We start from the raw sequence: 17,814 nt of genomic DNA on the forward strand, positions 1-17,814 counted from the left end.
AAAAGGCAGTCTTTTATATTTACTATTATTTTCTTAATATATTAATCTTCCTTATTAAAGGTCTTTAAAACTTGCTCTTGAATAAAGGAAATAGTATCTTTTGCTATTCTCTTTTTATTTAAGACAATTCCTGAGTGGCCGCAATTATATACATGTCTTGCCGGTTTGCCCCAGCTTTGCCACAAGTGATCAGCGTCTTCTAGTGAGATATATTGATCGTGTTTTCCTGAAATTAATAAGATGTTCTCTTTCTTTATTTTAGGAAGCGACCCGCTTGGATCGGTAATTCCCCAGTGCTCAATCAGTTCTTTAAAGCCTATTCCATTGTTCAGGAAATCAGCCTTAATGTATTTCCCAGGAATTGTATTCCAGATAGAATGAGATAGTCTATTGGCATAAAAGACGGAAATAACTCCATCAATTTCAGCCTCCTGTGTTGCTGCAAGATTCGCTATCCATCCTCCTAAGCTAACACCAACTAACACAATCGGCCCCTCTTGTGTTTGTTTAATCCAGTGAATCAATGTTCTTAAATCAACAATCGATTGTTTAGTTGCATGCACCGTTCTGTCCAAGTTTGCACTTATCATAAATTCCCCGCTATACAGAGATGGAGGAGGAGTTCTTTCCATGTGATAGGCTAATGGAAAATAGTACAGGTTCCAACCTAAGCTTGACATCTTATCATGGTAAATACTTTTTAATTTACTGTATGAGTTCATTCTCCAGCCATGAATCAAGATTATATTTGGTGTTACCCCCTTATTATTTTGCAAAAACATTTCCCCTTTAATAAAATCATTATTAGGGTATTCTGTGGCAATGAAGGAGGTAAAGCTATATGTATTAGATTGATAATCTGCAGTTACTTCTGTCTGAAAACTAGGATTGTCTGGTTGGTAGAAATCCTGTCTGTTTATTTCAGTTGGTAAGACTGGTATGGCAAATTGTGTGGTTGAGCTTTTCTTTTTATGTAATGCAGATAATGCATAATGATCAATAAACTTTGAAAACACGGAACAATCCCCTTCTATTAGCAGCTTTTATCTTCCTATCCCTTTCATTATAATTAACTTAACACCATTAATGAATATCGCTTCTATTTTTTATGAAAACATGCTATCGTTAATTTTTGTTAGGAAAGAATTTTTCTCTCCTTTATTAGTTTAAGCAAAAGGGTGAGTTTATGTTTATCTTAGAACTATTCGAGAAATTTCCAGTTAGACTGACAGCAGTAGCACTGCTCATTATACTTACAGTTTTTTTAATTAGAAAGTTCATAAAAATATTTTTTGACAAAACAAGCTTTTTAGATGAAAAGCGGGAAGAAACTTTGATGCATTTCACCAATCAGGTGACAAAGGTTATAGGACTGGTATTCTTCCTTATTTACTTGCTCAGCCATTTCTTTGAACTGGATAGACTGATAACCGGGTCAGTTGTATTAGCGAGTGCCTTGGCATTGATTCTACAGCATATTATTCGCGATTATATTATGGGACTGACATATTTATTTGAACGTCAGCTGCATCACGGGGACTATGTTATTATCAATGGAGATAAACAAGGGAAAATTGAAGAAATTAGCATTCGCCACCTGAAAATCCGCCAGTATGACGGTTACCTCTATACCGTTTCCTACAGCAACATTACCGAGCTGCAGAATGGAACGAGGGGAAGGCGGAGGGTTAACGAAAGCCTCATCCTCAACTATAGACAAAACCCAGATGCTGCCTTTAAAGTGATGGAGGATTTAGCAAAAACCTGCAATGATAAATATCGTCACTATTTATTGAAGGATGAATTCGGCATTCCTGTCGAACCATTTCAATTCAATGAAATTACGGAGCTGAATGTTGGTTTCATGGGGCATAAATATTCTATATCTGGCCTTGTAAATGAAACAGATTTCGTGGAAGCCAGCAAAAAAATCAGATATGAATTGGCTCTAACTGCCTATCAAAACGATTTAGCGATGGCAGAGAGCCCTAATACAAGCCATTAAACAGTAAAAAGCAAGAGTTCGAATGGAACTCTTGCTTTTTACTGTTTAGAATCCTTATTGCTTAATATATACACCTTCCCATTAGAACCTATTACTGCATAATCAACTTCATTCAAGAGCAGTTTCTGTTTGTCCAGCTCGAGTTGCAGCAAGGAAAGATTGTGTTGCATAAGATTTGCTTCCAACACTGCTCCTCTGACAATTAACTCAACTGGGCGATTTGTCTGCTCTGCTTCAGCAATCTTTATATCCTGTTTTGTAACTTCCCTATATAGAGGCTTTTTTAAGACAGACAATTTTCCACTTGCCTCTACTATTGCATCCTGAACTTCCTCGATATTGAAAATGTCTTTCTCTCGCAGCAGCTGATTTACATAGTCTATTGTAAAATGGAGGTTTATCATGTTCTCTTCTAAAACTTGCCCATCCTTTATAACAGGTGTGGGACACCCGCCAAAAAACCTCCGTGCCTCTTTGCTTCTTGCAGACATTGTAACCCCTGCTAAAGCAATCATAACGATAATAACAAATGCCAGAATAAAATTAGCGACTTTAATAGGAGTATTGAACGTTAAATTTGCTGCAATCGTACCCATGGAGATAGAAGCAATAAAATGGATATTTGTCATTTGTGAAATCAGCTGTTTCCCTAAGATCCTTGTGCCTATATACAATAGAAAAAAACAGCCTATTGTTCTAGCTGTTACCTCCAAATACTCAGACATGTATTCTTCCACCATTCTGCTCTATTTCCAGTTAGTTTTTCCCTTTTTCATGAAATCATTCTACTAATTATTCTGATTTGAGATGCATTTTATGCATATTGCGTAGAGACTTAGCGTTCGCACTTCTCACACTATCATCCTCAAACAACGAAAAAATTATTTTGACATAGCGACAAATATGGTGTATCGTAATGCATGTTCGCTTTAACGCTTAAAAGCGTTTAAATAAGAAAGTTACTATTTTACTAGATAGCTGACTTTAATAAATCATAAGCAGCAAGTTTTAAAGAGTTTTGGAGGAATAGGTATGGATTTTGAGAAAAATACACTGTTGATCCGTCCGTTGGAGGCAGTGTTTATTACGATATTACTAATGGGGGCCCTTGGTTACCTGATAATTGGGGTAGAGGTTGTCCCACATATTGCTATCATGACAGGTATCGCTTTATTGTTAGTTTATGGAGCGATTAAAAAAGTTAGCTTTCGCGATTTGGAACAGGCAATGGTAGAAGGTGTTAAACCTGGTCTCGGTGCTATTATGATTTTCTTCTTTATAGGAATGCTAATCAGCAGCTGGATGGCAAGCGGAACAATTCCGACATTTATTTTTCTAGCAGTTGAATTAGTTTCAGGTAAATTCTATTTTGCGATTGTTTTCGTTGTTACAGCTATTATCGGTATTTGTATCGGCAGTTCCCTTACTACAGCGGCTACAATTGGAGTAGGCTTTATCGGAGCAAGCACGGCTTTAGATATATCGCCTGCCATCACTGCTGGCGCTGTAATTTCCGGAGCGTTTTTCGGTGATAAGATGTCACCTTTATCTGATACAACAACACTTGCAGCAAGCGTTGCAGATACAGACTTATTTGAACATATTAAAGATATGGCATGGACAACAGTTCCTGCATTTATCATTTCGTTCCTTGTATATTTATTGATTTCACCAGGTAAAACTGGAGACAGCATTCAAAAGATAGATGAAATTAAAGATACTTTATTGAATCTAAACCTTGTACATTGGTACTCACTAATTCCGCTAATTTTACTAGCTATTCTGGCACTCAAAAAAGTATCTGTAATTGCCACATTGTTCGCTGGAACAATTTCTGCGTTAATTATTTCTTTTTGGGTCAATAATGGCTTAGGTTTTCATGCAATACTTGATTTACTATACTCTGGCTACAAGTCAACAAGCGGCATTGCAGAAGTAGATTCTATGCTGTCAAGAGGCGGAATTGAAAGTATGATGTTCAGCATATCCATCATTTTGCTTGCTTTAAGTATGGGCGGATTGTTATTCAGACTTGGAATTGTACCTGCCTTATTATCTGTAGTCCAAAATATGCTGCACCGTGTTTCCTTACTAGTATGCTCTGCAGCAGGAACAGCAATTGCCGTTAACTTTATTCTTGGAGAGCAATACTTATCTATCCTGCTGCCTGGTAATGCCTTTAAAGAAAATTTCAAAAAAGCCGGCTTGCAGCCTAAGCATCTTTCGAGGGTGCTTGAGGATGCGGGAACAGTCGTTAATCCCCTCGTTCCATGGGGCGTCTGTGGCGTATTTTTGTCTTCTGTACTTGGCGTTTCTGTTGCAGACTATGCTCTATTTGCACTGTTTTGTCTATTATGTCCGCTCATTACGATTTTTTATGGATTCACAGGGATTTCATTATCAAATTCTAAAAAACAATAAAAAAGCAGCATAGTTATCAATTGATAACTGTGCTTTTCCTTTTCCATAAAAATTGTATATTCCTAAGACCATCTGCAGAAAATAAAGGCAAATCTTAAGGGTGGTTACAGCATGCATGAAATTATTGATAATCTAGATTTAAGTTCAAAGGGCTTATGGTTCCCAGTTACTGTAAGCATCGTATTGGTTCTTTCTGTACTTATTATACCTAAGAAGATTTCATGGAGAGATATTTATATTACATTCGGGGTAGTTGGATTTGCTACTTGGCTCAGTGACGGGATTCTCGCAAGGGCATTCGACTTATTTGATATAGGCAATCCTAAAAAAGCAGGTCTCGGTGATATTTTGAGCTATACGTTAATTCCAACCTCCCTTTCGATTCTTTTTTTGAATTTCCTCCATTCGAAAAACAAATGGATGTTAACTTCCTGGTTTACTCTGGCAGCCTTTTTAATTCAATTTGGAATGGTTCAGCTTGGCTATATGACATTTAAAGGCTGGAACGGATATATCTCCATTATTGTCTATGTATTTGCATTCGGTTTTCTATTGCCTTGGCACTTGAAATTTATTACAAACGAATAAGTTTTTGCCCCAACTGAAAGAAGGTGCTGTCTATAAAACCTGCTCCTATTAAAGAGTGAGTTTAATTGACAACACCGTTTATTGTTAATCTTTCATAAGTTGATCCAATGCAAGACTTTGGAGCCCATATAAATAATCTTTTTTCCAATCACTAACTGTAAGTTCCGGCAGATGTTCGGAAGGAACATATTTTGCGCTGCATGTTGCTATGTGTTCTAAGCTCTCTTTATCCACTTCATCATTATAAAATATAATTGTATGCGGATTAAGAATTGATACAAACGAGGCAATTAGTCTGCTTGTTGCATCGATTTGATGGTCCTCCACTATCATTACCTTGCTTCTAGCTTCACTTTCTATCGCCTGCTGAAAATTCTTATCATTATATTGGGGAACAAACGAGATTTCACCTGAAAAAAAGGTGTTTCCTCTAACTACATCGCCATTTATCATAATACCTGCTCCTGGTCCGTTTTGACCAAAATACAAATATACTAAGGAATGCTTGTCTGTCATCCCCATATTTGCGTGATAACCAAGAACAGCAGCATTCATATCATTTTCCACTACAACAGGAATGTCAAACCGTTCTTCATAATAACCTTTTAAATCAAAGTTTTGAAAGGATTCATAGCCTGGTATATAAAAAATCCGTCCATTATCAACAGAACCTGGCACCCCGACAGCAAGCGATCTTATTTTCGGATGCTTCTCCATCATGCTTTCAATATATATATTTAGAGAGGTGAGTCCATCCTCTTTTAGCACACTTGGAGTAGTTCCGTTTTCCTTTATTTCTCCAATACAATTAAAAATCGTGTAATTGGTTTCTGATCCTTCTAGAAAGATCGCCAAGCCTAACATATATTCTGGGTTATACGAATAGCGTTTAGCTCTTCTTCCCCCACTTGAATCATCTAATCCGACTAAGTTTATTTCCCCGTCCTTTTCCATTTGCGCTAGGAATTTACTGATAGTCGGAAAACTGATACCTAATGTATTACTAAGTTCCACTTTCGTTGCACTTCCTGCTTCAAGAAGGGCTTTGCGAATTCCAGTTAGGATCATTTTTTTCATCGATTTTGGAGTTGCTGATAATTCATTCATTCCATTCACCACCATAAACCTTTTTAAAGCAGTTAAAAAAGCATGGTGATACTATAGCATAAATAAATATCTATCACAATACAAGCATCACTCTACATCTTACTTAAAGGTCTTTAATCTTAATTCAATGCTTATCTAAAAAACTGGTCTAATCAGCACAGTTTGCTGAATTTCAATACTTTAAAATAATACAGCTGTATGAAAAGCAGGAATATCACATTCCTTCTTGAATAAAAATAAAGTGGAAAACAAAAATTAGGAGGTTTACATGGAAATATTCCTTTGGATAATGATTGTTTTTTTGTTTGTGTATGAGCCTATTTTTGGATATTTTGATTTTCAGAAATTCAAGGTAAATGTCACAACCATTGCACATGCCAGAGAGAAGTATTATATTCATACTATTGTTGGCTTGTGGGTCCCTACTCTTTATATTATCCTCTTAGTCCTTTTCACCGAAGTTACCTTTAATCAAATCGGATTTACCTTACCTTCTATTAACACAGATGTATTTGGTCCTGTTATTACCTATATCGTCTTTGCCTTAACTGGCGTCTATATTATGGCTATTCTCTATTATATGATTGGATACCATGTCAGTAGTAATATTCGGACAAATCTAACCGAAGCAAAAAACAAACAAAAGGAGAAGTCCGAGTTTCTTGCAATAATGCCTGTAAGTAAGAAGGAGAAAAAGCTTTGGAATTACGTTTCTATTACGGCAGGTGTTACCGAAGAGATAATATACCGCGGCTTTTTACTCTTTGCTTTTTCTTACTTATTTCCAAGCCTGTCCATTTGGTTTGTTGCCATCTTTGCATCTCTTTTATTCGGACTTGCTCATACGTATCAGGGGCTATTGTCAGGTGTATTGCGGACAGCAATTGTTGGCTTAGTTTTTTCGATCTTATATGCTGGCCTTGGCTCGATTATTCCCCTTATTATCCTCCATTTCTTAATAGATTACATGGCTAAGCTGGGCGAAGATAAGCAAACCATACAGGATTCGCGCATAACAAAAATCCCATAACTATTTAAGGGATTTTTGTTAACTATTCCATTCACTCAAAATCTCCTCTGTCGTAAGAATTGTCGCAAATTCGTTCTGGAGCATGGCAAGCTCATAATTATGGATAGAGTCTGCATCATAATAATTACCTTTTTGATCGGTCGTTTCGAATGCTGCTGTGGCATCAGACACTAGGAAAGTTTGATATCCTAAATTTCCACTCATTCGTGTTGTCGTAGAAATACAATGCTGTGTGGACAGTCCAGTGATAACTACAGATTTTATTTGCTGATCTTTAAGATATGTTTCTAAACCTGTACCGATAAAGGCACTGTTTACATTTTTTTGAAAGATAGTTTCCAGTTGCAGTGGCTGTATACTGTCTTTAAACTGTGTTCCCACCTTATTTTTATAATGAAGGGGAGAATCCGGCTGCACAGACATATGCTGCGAATAAATAATATGCCCTTTTCTGTTTCTCCATTCAGTTAGAAGGCGTGCTATATTTTTTTCAGCTTGCTGATTGTTCCGCTTTCCCCAGTACGGGTCGTCAAAGCCTTTCTGTACATCCAAAATCATAAGTGCTGGCAGTTCTTCTCTTAAGTTCGCCAATAATATCCTCCTAATATTTAAAATCATTAGAAGTTATTATTCCAATGAACCCTCTATTTATGTAAAATTGGCTGCAAAAATAAGGCTGGTTCTTTACCAGCCTCTCATTCATGGATTAATATATATCAGAGTTTTTTTCTGCAGAATAATAATGATGTAAGCTGCGCGTTAAACTGGAGTTTACAGCGGGGAACTTATAGCTACTATTAAATGACTTCCAAAAATACTTCTGTAATGTCTGGATCAAATTGCTTCCCTTTTTGTTCATATATATATTGTAGTGTCTTTTCCTTTGACCAAGCTTTCTTATAGGATCTTTCATTCGTTAATGCATCATAGCTATCTGCAATAGCTACTATCCTAGCCTCCAACGGTATTTCATAACCCTTCAAATTATATGGGTACCCTGTGCCATCCCATCTTTCATGATGATATAGTATGATGTTCTCCGCTACCTTTAATACTAGATTGTCACAATACAGCACTCTAAAGGTCTTTTCTTTAAACATGGCTGCGCCAATTATCGGATGCATATTCATCATATTTCTTTCCGAATGATCTAATTCACCTGTTTTATACAGTATTTCCACCGGAATTCGCGCCTTTCCTATGTCATGTAGGATGCTTGAGTCAGCAATGCTATTATAATAATCCTTATTAAGTACTTCTCTGTTTCTGTTATAAGCCTTTATGAGCATCTTAGTCAATTCCTGCACTCTGCTTAGATGGCCCATAATTTTTTGATCACGAATATCACATGCTGATGCCACATGGCTAATTAATTCTCTGGAAGATTTCCGCCTGTAATGGAAGGTCTCTTCATCATGGTACGTTATAGCAGTATTTCTATTTCCCAATTTAATCATCCCTCCTCTTAGGTATATTAGCCTATCTACCAAGAATTATAATAAGGATTATGGAGGATTTATATAGGAATAGAATCCTAATTAGACAGCTTTTGCTAATAGGACCTGTATTTTGCAACAAAAAAAACTGCAATTTAGAAATTCCTAAATTGCAGCTCTATCAATTTATAAGCTTATCAACTTTTAAATAGTAGAAACACGTTAACTAATAAACATGTTGATAATTAACACACCTGCAAGCCCAACTAAGGATGCAATGGTAACCATAACAGACCATGTACGGATGGTTTTTCCGATTGAAAGGTTGAAATACTCCTTATAAATCCAAAAGCCTGCATCGTTCACATGGGAGAATGTCATACTACCAGCTCCAGTCGCCAGTACCATTAGCTCTGGACTAACATGGGCAGCACCAACTAAAGGTGCGGCAATACCTGCAGCTGTTAGTCCTGCAACTGTTGCTGAACCAAGGACAACACGAAGAATCGCAGCAATCAGCCAAGCTAAAATTAACGGAGACATCGTTGAGCCTTCCATCAGGTTTGCCACATACTGATCGACATGTGTGTCAATCAGCACTTGTTTAAATGCTCCGCCCCCTGCGATTACCAATAGAATCATAGCAATGCTGCTTACTGATTCAGAAATCGAGTTCATGATTTCCGGCATCTTTTTTCCACGGTTTAAGCCAAAAGTAAAGATAGCCACAATAACTGCAATTAATAAGGCAAAACCAGGATCTCCTAAAAACTGGGCGACTGGCAGTAAGGAGGAATTCGGCATAGCAATTTCCACCACTGCTTGGAAAGCAATAAGTATTACTGGAATTAATGCTGTAAACACACTGATACCGAAGCTCGGCAGTTCACTTTCTTTATAATGCTTCGGAGTAAATAATCCTTTTGGGATTTCTACTTCTAAATCTGCTTTCTTAAATGTCTTCACATAAAGTGGACCACTTAAATAAATCGCTGGTATTGCAATTAGCACACCATATAATAATGTCTTTCCGATATTTGCATCATATACTGCTGCAACAGCTGTTGGCCCAGGGTGTGGCGGTACAAAGCCGTGCATCGTAATCAGTGCAGATATGACCGGCATTCCGATATAAAGAATTGGGACACCTGCTTGTGCAGCAATCGTAAACACTAGCGGAATTAACACCACTACACCTGTTTCAAAGAACAGTGCGATACCGACTATACCTGCAGTTAAAACTGCTGCGAGCTGAACCCGCTTTTTCCCAAACGAATTTATCAAGGTTGTGGCAATTCGCTGAGCACCGCCTGAATCAGCCATCAGTTTACCTAGCATACCTCCGAAACAGATAACTAAAACAAGATGCCCTAAGGTGCTTCCAAGACCATTTGTAATAGATTCCATTGCTTCGATTGGCGCCATGCCTTCCATAACCCCTACAAGCAGCGAAACAATCACCAGCGATATGAAAGCGTTTAACTTAAAGACAACCATTAATAAGAGCAAAAGCGCTACCCCTATACATATATATACGATCGGCATATTTCTCCCTCGATTCCCTCTGTAATTTTGGAATGCCGTAATCGGCATTCCATGATTATATGTGATTTATGCTTGTGTGCCTAATATTTGGACAACAGTCTTTAGATCATCGACTGTACCGACATTCCCTGGGAATATTACATAAGACATCCCCGGATATTTACTTTCTTCTCCAGTAATCCATACTGGAATTCCCGGTCTGATTTGTCCGGCAACTGTTGCTCTTTTCACCCCGAGACCCTTTGTTCCTACATCACTGGAGGTAATGCCGCCTTTGGCAACAAGGAAATTAGGTCTTACCTTCAGCTTTGTGACAATGGACGTCACTGCATCTGAAATAGACACAGAAAGCTTCAATTCTTCTTCTTTTTTGTTTTCCCCAAGGTCCAGCCTTTTCCTGCTCGTATAAACTGCTACCGTTTTACCTGCAGTAATCAAGCTTTCGACTGTTTCAATCACACGCTCACACTCTGCTTGAAACTTATCTGGCTCAAGCACTAAGTTTGTTTGAAATTCAATAAATTCAATCGATGTTAGCTCTTTTAATTTATCCAATTGCTCTGTCGTTTTCTTTACATGAGAGCCGACTATTATTAAACCGCCATTAGTTGTTTCTTCCTTGACTAGTTCGCCTCTTGTCAAAAGGCCCCTGTCTTGCACACCGCCGATTACTTTAGGCAGAGCAGCTGCACTTCTAAACAGAAAATTCTTTCCTGCCTGAATTGCTTTAACGAGTGCTGCAGTAAATATCTTTACATCTGCTTCGTCAGCTGCATTGACAACTATCTTGTTGAAATCAGTCACAGCAGTTAACTGTTCCGCAATATTATCAACTTCCTGTGCGCGAAGCTGCTCAATGGAAATATATAATGTGTTCTTTGCTGGAAACTCCCCATTTGACTTTTCCTCTACCCATTCTCCAAGATGAGAACTGGAATAGCCAAATGTACGGTCTTTAGCGAATTCCGTTTCACCAGCAGGAATCAGCTCTGTTCCTGTTTGCACATAATGAATATTATTTATCGTAAAGCGTCCGCCTTCTTTAAAATAGGGAAGGATTACTTCTCCGTCTATCTTTAAGCTGGAGCCCGCTTCAAGTGTCTTGCGGATAACAGCTGTTTCAAGGGGATAATGACCGCGTAATGTCGAATCCCCTCTGCTGATAATTATAAATTCCTTATTCAGTTTGGATGCAACCGAAAGGATATTTTCAGCAATTTCACGATGAACTTCTTCTGTTTCTTTTACTGTCAATCCGCGTGAGTTTGTTAGAATAAAAAACATGGATGAATCTTCTTGAAACCCTGCCTCTATCGCTTCTTTAGACCAATCAGTAAAAACAGAAATATTATTTACTGTTTGGACACCTGTCGGATCATCATCGAGAACAATGATTTTTTTGTTTAGTTCCTTTAATGCCGCTGCTGCTAATTGGTCTGCCGCCTTTTTGTCTACTGCTGGAAGTTGGTTAAGGTATTCTGCATTCAAGCGCAAGCTCTCCATTATTTCTCAACCTTCTTTACTTCAGTATTAGCTAGCTTTTCATAATAGCGGACAATGCTGGCATGGTCATCATTCACTTTTCCGTCTGTTTTTAATGCATGGAATATTTCCAGCAATTGACTTGAAAGAGGCAGTGGCACACCAATTTCATGGGCTGTATCCATAACATTTGTAATATCTTTCATATTGATTGCAATGCTGCCGCCTGGTGCAAAATTCCTTTCAAGAATCATAGGCACCTTAGCATCAAGAACCGTACTTCCTGCAAGTCCTCCGCGAATTGCTTCATACATCTTTTCAATATCAATACCTGCTTTTGCAGCCAGTACTAAAGCCTCGGACATTGCTGCAATGTTAAGGTTTACAATTATTTGATTAGCAAGCTTGGCTGTTACACCACAGCCATTGTCTCCCACTAAGACAATATCCTTTCCCATACCATTCAAGATAGGTTTAACGCTTTCAAATACATCTGACTTACCGCCAACCATAATGGACAATGTTCCATCAATCGCCTTTGGTTCACCGCCGCTAACAGGCGCATCCAGCATTTCCACCCCAAGTTTGGCAGCTTCTGCTGCAAGTTCACGTGAGACATTTGGTGTGATAGAGCTCATATCAACGATGACAGAACCGGGTTTTGCACCTTCCAAAATACCATTTTCTCCAAGTATTACTTCTTTTACATGTTTAGACGCAGGAAGCATTGTAATAATAACATCTGACTTTTCAGCAACCTCTTTAGCGGTAGTTGCGGCATATGCACCGGCTGCTTGCAATTGTGCAACAGCATCCTGATTAAGATCAAAAACCGTAAGCGTATGACCTTTCTCTATAAGATTCAACGACATTGGTTTCCCCATTATTCCTAATCCAATAAAACCAACTTTTCGTTCCATATTTATTCCTCCTCTATACTGTAAGCATTTGCATTTTTTATTATGAATGCAGTGTGAATTTTACAACTACTGCAATCGTTTTCAGTTATTTACAACCCTATTGTACACGATTACATAAAAAATGTATACAATTTTTATGTTTTTGTATACAAAAATATTATCTAAGTATTAATTTTTTCTATTGTTTGGTAAGATACTTGTAAATAGTAGTTGTTCTTGGAGGGTGAAGCTATGTTTGGAAATAACCGTTCACGGCCTGCTTATCATCAATCATATGAGATACTGCGGGACAAGATATTAAACGGTGAATTATCTGGTGGCACAAAAATTGTGGAAGAAAAGATTGCCGCCGAATTAGGAGTTAGCAGAACACCAATCAGGGAGTCTATCCGTAAATTAGAGCATGAAGGATTAATCGTCAATAAACGTGTCGTGAAGCCGACTGAAAAGGACCTGCGCAACATGTTTCAAGTCCGCATTTTGCTTGAAGGCTATTCTGCCCAGTGTGCTGCATCGTACATAAAAGAAAAAGAGCTGGAAGAATTATTAGAATGTGTCGAGATTGGAAGAAACGGAACAGTGGACGAAATCATGAAAGCAAATGAGCGTTTTCATGAAATCATCGTTCAATCAAGCAATAATCCTGTCATGATTGATATTATCGATCGTATGCAGTCTACCATCTATCTTTTTAGAAAAACGGTTGTGTTTTATAACCGGCCTCATCTCATCGATGAGCATGAACAGATATTTGAAGCAATAAAGCTTAGAGATGGGCAAAAAGCAGAACAACTGATGAAAGATCATTTGCAGGCTGACTTGGAGTTTTGCCTTCACTTGATAGGGTAACAAAAAAAAGCAAGGGTGCACTCATAAGAGTACATCCTTGCTTTTTGCATATATTATTCTTCTTCTTCTACTTCTGGAGCACCAGCAAAGTTCATTGCTAGTTGATCAGCAACAGATAATTCTTCTGTTCCATTGAAATAAGGATAGTATGGCAATTCTACTACTCCATTAATTTCACAAAGTGAAATAGTTACAGGATAATAGAAAGGAGCAGGACCTAAAATCAATTTATCACAGTCTACATTGCCAACTAAACCTATGAAATATCCACCATCTACTATTACTTTAACAAGGCGGCCTCGAAGTCTTTTCAATTCTTCTTTAATACCTTCTGCACATTTGTTGTCACATTTGTGATCATGCTTATGCTTGCATTTACAATCATCATGATGATGATGTTTTTTCTCTCCGTCCTTTTTTTTCTTATGCTTTTCAAATAAAACAAAATCTAAATGAAGATGCATAATGTTATCCCCTTCCATCAAAATATTATTTACTTCCCTAATAATATATTGCCGCTTGTCCCCTTCTGTTACCGCTCATTTACCTATTTATAAGACCTGACAAGAAAATGATGAAAATGCATGAAGGACATTAATACAGCTGTTTGCAAGAATATTTAAAACAAGAAAAAGAGGTGCACTTATAAAATAGTGCACCTTTCAAAGTAAGTGAAAAGGGAGGTTTTAATGGTATGCTAGGGGAATTATACTAAGAATCTCTTAAAGATTTTTGAGTACAAATGTTTTGTCAGAAGAATAATTACTTAATAAGAAACGAGCATTAGTCTTTGAAGACACTGCACATTATGAGAGTTTACATCATTTATTTGGGCAGCTTATTTCTATGCAGCCTGATACTTAACTTAGTAAAACTGTGCAATACCTAAGGAAACAAAAGGTTTATTTCTTTATTTTTTTCATCGTCCTGCTTATAACATACTTAATGAACAACAAAATTCTTTACTTAGCTACATCATCATATTTTTATTTCTATTGAACATTCATAATGCTCTGCCAAAGACTAATTCCACCATCTATGTTCCCGAATACTTAGTGTATAGTGCTTTTTCCTCCCAAGTAATATTACTTCCAAAAAAAATGCTTGTCCCTCACTTCCTTAAGAAATTTCTTAATACCATATAATATATTAATGCGAGCTGTTGTCAGAAACCGCTTCTCCCCAATGGTCATACCTATTTTTAAGAAAATAAGAAAATAACATAGCGAAGCGTTAAAGGGTGATAATTACATGTAATAAACTTCGCAAAAGTGAACTTTTACGAAGTTATAAAATGGACTTGGTTTTTAAAAATGGTTAGTTTGGCTTTTTCATAAATAGTGACAGTACAAAATTAACGACTGCCAACACTAAACTAATCGTAAAGACAAAGGATGAACCAGATGCTGCTGCCTCTGCAGGAGCATTAGCAACGCCTTCAAGATAGCTTGTCTGATTCGCTGATAATAAGGATACCATCACTGCAATTCCTATGGCGCCAGATACTTGCTGAATCGTTTGCGTCAAAGCAATACCGTCTGGATAGTACTGTTTTGGCAAGGAATTCAGTGTATTTGTTTGGACAGATGCAAGCACCGCTCCAATTCCAAGCATCATAATAATATGCGTTAAGGCAATCATCCATAGTGCTGTATCAGTGCCAAATTGTGAATAAATAATATACCCGATAGCTACAAGTAAAGTACCTGGTGTTATGACCGCTCTAGGTCCATATTTATCAAACAGCTTGCCAATAATCGGTGCTAACACACAGTTTAGCAAGCTTCCTGGCAGCAAAATAAGTCCTGATGTAAAGGCAGCAAGCATAAGTGCCATCTGCATATACATCGGCAGGATGATAAGCATAGAAAGCATGTTAAAGAAAGTAATAAAGCTCATGAATACGCCAAGAACAAACAGCGGATACGAAAATGCTTTTAAATTCAGCATAGGATGTTCCATCTTCGTTTGCCGGACTGCAAACAGCACAAGTGCGATTAAACCGATGATGATTGATATAATGACAGTCGGACTCGTCCAGCCATCATGCTCACCGCCCACACTTACTCCGTAAACAATCCCACCGAAGCCAATTGTCGACAGGGTGACAGACAGTGCGTCTATTGAAACTTTACGCAGCTCATTGACATTAGGCAAATAAATAAATCCGAAAATCAGGGAGAACAATAAGAACGGTATTGTAACCCAAAATATCCAATTCCATGATAACGTGTCCAAAATCAGACCAGCTATCGTCGGACCAAGCGCTGGTCCTGCAAGCATCACAAGCCCCATAATCCCCATGGCACCACCTCGTTTATTAGGAGGAAAAATCGTAAAGATGACATTTTGTGTTAAAGGCAAATTAATCGCAAGCCCTGCGGCTTGAATAACACGCCCTGCCAGCAAGACTCCAAATACAGGCGCGGAGGCTGCTAAAATCGTTCCAGCCAATGTCAAAAAGATAGATGTTAGAAACATTTGCCTTGTTGTAAACTTTTGCATCATTATCCCTGTAACAGGAACTAATATTCCTAATGTTAGAAAATAACCTGTTGCCAGCCATTGAATCGTTGTCGCATTTGTTTGGAAAAGGCTGCTTAATTCTCCTAAAGCAATATTTAACGCTGTTTCACTAAAAAGCCCGACAAAGCCTGCGACTAAAAGCGCAGCCATTATCGGTCCGGTTTTGATCTGTTGCTCTGCTGCAGAGCCTACATTAGGCCCTGCATTTATTTGTTGATCCATTACTAAGTCTCCTTTAATATATTCGGCAACACACTTGAGATTGTTTTTAGTGGTTCGCTTGCCTTTTCTGTTAGGCAAAGCATCATCCCACCTTCAATTGATGCCGTCATCATTAGTGCAATCGACTTAGCCTTTACGTCTGAAAAGCCATCATCTATCAGCTTGGCTGCGTAAATGCCTTGAATCTTTGTATATAAAGAAGAACAAGCATTGCGGACAGGCTCACTTAATGATGCCATTTCACTGACAATACTGTTAAACGTATAGCCGGCAATCGTGCCCTCTTGATCAAATACAGCAATCAATTTACTAATCATCGCTTGTGTTGCTTCAATTGTTGTTGGATATTGATTAAATATTACTTCAATATCCTCTGTTATCGCCTTGTTCATCGATTGCAGACAAGCAATAAGCAGCTCTTCCTTTCCGCCAGGGAAATGGTGATAAAGACCACCCTTTGTAAGATTGCATTCCTTCAGTATTTCGTTAACTCCTACCCCCTTATAGCCTTTCTGTTGAAAAAGATTAGTCGCGATCTCGATTATCAGCGATTTAGTATCCATTTCCGTAGCACACCTCCACATACCAACCGGTCTGTTTTTAACTATATCAAAAATTTTTTCAGAATTTCAAGCATTTTTTTTATAATTTTTTTGATGAGAATAAACTATTATATAGATTTTTAGTTGATATTCTTCATAGTATAAAATAGAAATGGGTTATAGTTAGAAGTAGAAAAAAAAGAGAAGCACCAAATTGGTGCCTCCCTCACTTTTTTGACTAGCGAGCTGCAAGAAATACCTACAACACATCATTTTTTCTGACATTTTACCATGAGAAAATTTATAGATGATTTATTTTCACTATGTTTATTTGGTTCATCCACTTCTATCGCCTCTACCAATCCAAAGTTTTTAAAGTCTTCATCTATTGAAGCAGAATCATAAAAAAACATTTTCACACCTTCCATAATTTCGAAATAGTCTTCCGCTAACTGTTTACCCTTACCAAACATTGGGGCTTTTTTGGAAACAGTGGTAAAGACCATGTACCCATTCGGTTTTAACTGGTTGTAGCAATCACTAATAAACTTCTTTCTCTCTTCCCTATTTAACAAGTGAAGCAGAGCATGAGAAAATATACCGTCGTATTGCTTATTATCATAAGGCATGTCACTAACAGATCCATGAAAAATTTTGCAATTAACTCCATTTTGCTTCGCCAAGTCAATGGCTGTTTGGGAAATCTCAATACCTGTAACATTGATTTCATTTTCAAGGAAAACCTTCGCATTCCTACCATAGCCAATCCCTGGTATAAGTACATCCTTTACATTCTTTTCAAGGAAAAAATCCTTTGTTAAAATCGCTGAATCTGTCGGTTCGTATCCCCACATCATTTGTTTTTCAATAAAGCTGGATTCCCAGAATTCCATTATATTTCGCGCTCCTTTTTCATATACTATGCTCATAATTATTAATTAAAGACATAAAGACTCTTTAATAACTATAATAGTTATTAGCATTTTTGTAAAATAAAAAATCTCTACTGTCTAGGGAGTAAAGCATGAGGTTGTTACTTTACATTTTCTAACACCTCTAGAAAATCTCACACCATAGAATAAACTTGCTAAAAAAGAGCTAACAATTTCAATATAATGTAAAAACCACACCCTATTATTAT

General features: G+C 37.5%; 17 protein-coding genes. 5 read left to right on the plus strand and 12 right to left on the minus strand.

The window, feature by feature from the left end:
• Window positions 1–41 precede the first annotated feature (41 nt).
• On the minus strand, window positions 42–1,016 hold the full coding sequence (locus LXM54_RS23755; protein ID WP_233318132.1) for an alpha/beta hydrolase: 975 nt from the start codon (window positions 1,014–1,016) through the stop codon (window positions 42–44).
• A gap of 170 nt (window positions 1,017–1,186) precedes the next feature.
• Here LXM54_RS23755 and LXM54_RS23760 point away from each other — a divergent pair, with 170 nt between their 5' ends.
• Window positions 1,187–2,005, plus strand: a complete 819-nt coding sequence (locus tag LXM54_RS23760; protein ID WP_233318134.1) for a mechanosensitive ion channel family protein — start codon at window positions 1,187–1,189, stop codon at window positions 2,003–2,005.
• A gap of 38 nt (window positions 2,006–2,043) precedes the next feature.
• On the opposite strand, the gene LXM54_RS23765 is transcribed toward LXM54_RS23760, so the two are convergent.
• Complete coding sequence (locus LXM54_RS23765) at window positions 2,044–2,730, minus strand: DUF421 domain-containing protein (protein WP_233318136.1); 687 nt, start codon at window positions 2,728–2,730, stop codon at window positions 2,044–2,046.
• 307 nt (window positions 2,731–3,037) lie between these two features.
• Between LXM54_RS23765 and nhaC the strand changes: the two genes are divergently transcribed.
• Window positions 3,038–4,426, plus strand: a complete 1,389-nt coding sequence (nhaC, locus tag LXM54_RS23770; protein WP_233318138.1) for a Na+/H+ antiporter NhaC — start codon at window positions 3,038–3,040, stop codon at window positions 4,424–4,426.
• Window positions 4,427–4,537: 111 nt separating this feature from the next.
• On the plus strand, window positions 4,538–5,014 hold the full coding sequence (locus LXM54_RS23775; RefSeq protein WP_233318140.1) for a hypothetical protein: 477 nt from the start codon (window positions 4,538–4,540) through the stop codon (window positions 5,012–5,014).
• 84 nt (window positions 5,015–5,098) lie between these two features.
• On the opposite strand, the gene LXM54_RS23780 is transcribed toward LXM54_RS23775, so the two are convergent.
• Window positions 5,099–6,121, minus strand: a complete 1,023-nt coding sequence (locus LXM54_RS23780) for an ROK family transcriptional regulator (RefSeq protein ID WP_233318142.1) — start codon at window positions 6,119–6,121, stop codon at window positions 5,099–5,101.
• A 268-nt stretch (window positions 6,122–6,389) separates the two neighbouring features.
• Between LXM54_RS23780 and LXM54_RS23785 the strand changes: the two genes are divergently transcribed.
• Window positions 6,390–7,151, plus strand: coding sequence for a CPBP family intramembrane glutamic endopeptidase (locus LXM54_RS23785; protein WP_233318144.1), 762 nt, complete (start codon window positions 6,390–6,392; stop codon window positions 7,149–7,151).
• Between the two features lie 18 nt (window positions 7,152–7,169).
• On the opposite strand, the gene LXM54_RS23790 is transcribed toward LXM54_RS23785, so the two are convergent.
• From LXM54_RS23790 to garR, 5 genes are all read right to left on the minus strand, one after another.
• Window positions 7,170–7,709, minus strand: a complete 540-nt coding sequence (locus tag LXM54_RS23790) for a cysteine hydrolase family protein (RefSeq protein WP_233318255.1) — start codon at window positions 7,707–7,709, stop codon at window positions 7,170–7,172.
• Between the two features lie 239 nt (window positions 7,710–7,948).
• Window positions 7,949–8,599 (minus strand): HD-GYP domain-containing protein, encoded by a 651-nt coding sequence (locus tag LXM54_RS23795; protein ID WP_233318145.1) that lies wholly within the window; start codon window positions 8,597–8,599, stop codon window positions 7,949–7,951.
• A 210-nt stretch (window positions 8,600–8,809) separates the two neighbouring features.
• Entirely contained in the window at window positions 8,810–10,132 is a 1,323-nt protein-coding gene (locus tag LXM54_RS23800; protein ID WP_233318148.1) for a gluconate:H+ symporter, read from the minus strand.
• A 66-nt stretch (window positions 10,133–10,198) separates the two neighbouring features.
• Window positions 10,199–11,626 (minus strand): four-carbon acid sugar kinase family protein, encoded by a 1,428-nt coding sequence (locus LXM54_RS23805; protein WP_442780541.1) that lies wholly within the window; start codon window positions 11,624–11,626, stop codon window positions 10,199–10,201.
• Between the two features lie 8 nt (window positions 11,627–11,634).
• A complete protein-coding gene (gene garR, locus LXM54_RS23810) occupies window positions 11,635–12,534 on the minus strand; it encodes a 2-hydroxy-3-oxopropionate reductase (protein WP_233318152.1) in 900 nt (299 codons plus the stop codon).
• A 231-nt stretch (window positions 12,535–12,765) separates the two neighbouring features.
• On the opposite strand from garR, the gene LXM54_RS23815 reads away from it, so the two are divergent.
• Window positions 12,766–13,383 carry a GntR family transcriptional regulator gene (locus tag LXM54_RS23815; RefSeq protein ID WP_233318154.1) on the plus strand — a complete coding sequence of 206 codons (618 nt, stop codon included), beginning with the start codon at window positions 12,766–12,768 and terminating at the stop codon, window positions 13,381–13,383.
• Window positions 13,384–13,436: 53 nt separating this feature from the next.
• Here LXM54_RS23815 and LXM54_RS23820 read toward each other — a convergent pair whose 3' ends face one another.
• The 4 genes from LXM54_RS23820 to LXM54_RS23835 form a co-directional block, all read right to left on the minus strand.
• Complete coding sequence (locus LXM54_RS23820) at window positions 13,437–13,847, minus strand: hypothetical protein (protein WP_233318156.1); 411 nt, start codon at window positions 13,845–13,847, stop codon at window positions 13,437–13,439.
• Between the two features lie 853 nt (window positions 13,848–14,700).
• Window positions 14,701–16,131 (minus strand): DHA2 family efflux MFS transporter permease subunit, encoded by a 1,431-nt coding sequence (locus tag LXM54_RS23825; protein ID WP_233318158.1) that lies wholly within the window; start codon window positions 16,129–16,131, stop codon window positions 14,701–14,703.
• A gap of 2 nt (window positions 16,132–16,133) precedes the next feature.
• Window positions 16,134–16,694, minus strand: coding sequence for a TetR/AcrR family transcriptional regulator (locus LXM54_RS23830; protein WP_233318161.1), 561 nt, complete (start codon window positions 16,692–16,694; stop codon window positions 16,134–16,136).
• 248 nt (window positions 16,695–16,942) lie between these two features.
• On the minus strand, window positions 16,943–17,566 hold the full coding sequence (locus LXM54_RS23835) for a class I SAM-dependent methyltransferase (RefSeq protein ID WP_233318162.1): 624 nt from the start codon (window positions 17,564–17,566) through the stop codon (window positions 16,943–16,945).
• Window positions 17,567–17,814 lie beyond the last annotated feature (248 nt).

The organism is Bacillus sp. Au-Bac7, from assembly GCF_021341655.1.
Classification (GTDB): Bacteria; Bacillota; Bacilli; order Bacillales; family Cytobacillaceae; genus Niallia.

Bases quoted from the DNA above. Each gene is read 5' to 3' on its own strand.
- LXM54_RS23825 (WP_233318158.1), bottom strand. From the start codon at position 16,131: ATGGATCAACAAATAAATGCAGGGCCTAATGTAGGCTCTGCAGCAGAG.
- LXM54_RS23835 (WP_233318162.1), bottom strand. From the start codon at position 17,566: ATGGAATTCTGGGAATCCAGCTTTATTGAAAAACAAATGATGTGGGGA.
- LXM54_RS23815 (WP_233318154.1), top strand. From the start codon at position 12,766: ATGTTTGGAAATAACCGTTCACGGCCTGCTTATCATCAATCATATGAG.
- LXM54_RS23790 (WP_233318255.1), bottom strand. From the start codon at position 7,709: ATGATTTTGGATGTACAGAAAGGCTTTGACGACCCGTACTGGGGAAAG.
- LXM54_RS23800 (WP_233318148.1), bottom strand. From the start codon at position 10,132: ATGCCGATCGTATATATATGTATAGGGGTAGCGCTTTTGCTCTTATTA.
- LXM54_RS23830 (WP_233318161.1), bottom strand. From the start codon at position 16,694: ATGGATACTAAATCGCTGATAATCGAGATCGCGACTAATCTTTTTCAA.
- LXM54_RS23760 (WP_233318134.1), top strand. From the start codon at position 1,187: ATGTTTATCTTAGAACTATTCGAGAAATTTCCAGTTAGACTGACAGCA.
- LXM54_RS23780 (WP_233318142.1), bottom strand. From the start codon at position 6,121: ATGAATGAATTATCAGCAACTCCAAAATCGATGAAAAAAATGATCCTA.
- LXM54_RS23785 (WP_233318144.1), top strand. From the start codon at position 6,390: ATGGAAATATTCCTTTGGATAATGATTGTTTTTTTGTTTGTGTATGAG.
- garR (WP_233318152.1), bottom strand. From the start codon at position 12,534: ATGGAACGAAAAGTTGGTTTTATTGGATTAGGAATAATGGGGAAACCA.
- LXM54_RS23820 (WP_233318156.1), bottom strand. From the start codon at position 13,847: ATGCATCTTCATTTAGATTTTGTTTTATTTGAAAAGCATAAGAAAAAA.
- nhaC (WP_233318138.1), top strand. From the start codon at position 3,038: ATGGATTTTGAGAAAAATACACTGTTGATCCGTCCGTTGGAGGCAGTG.
- LXM54_RS23775 (WP_233318140.1), top strand. From the start codon at position 4,538: ATGCATGAAATTATTGATAATCTAGATTTAAGTTCAAAGGGCTTATGG.
- LXM54_RS23765 (WP_233318136.1), bottom strand. From the start codon at position 2,730: ATGTCTGAGTATTTGGAGGTAACAGCTAGAACAATAGGCTGTTTTTTT.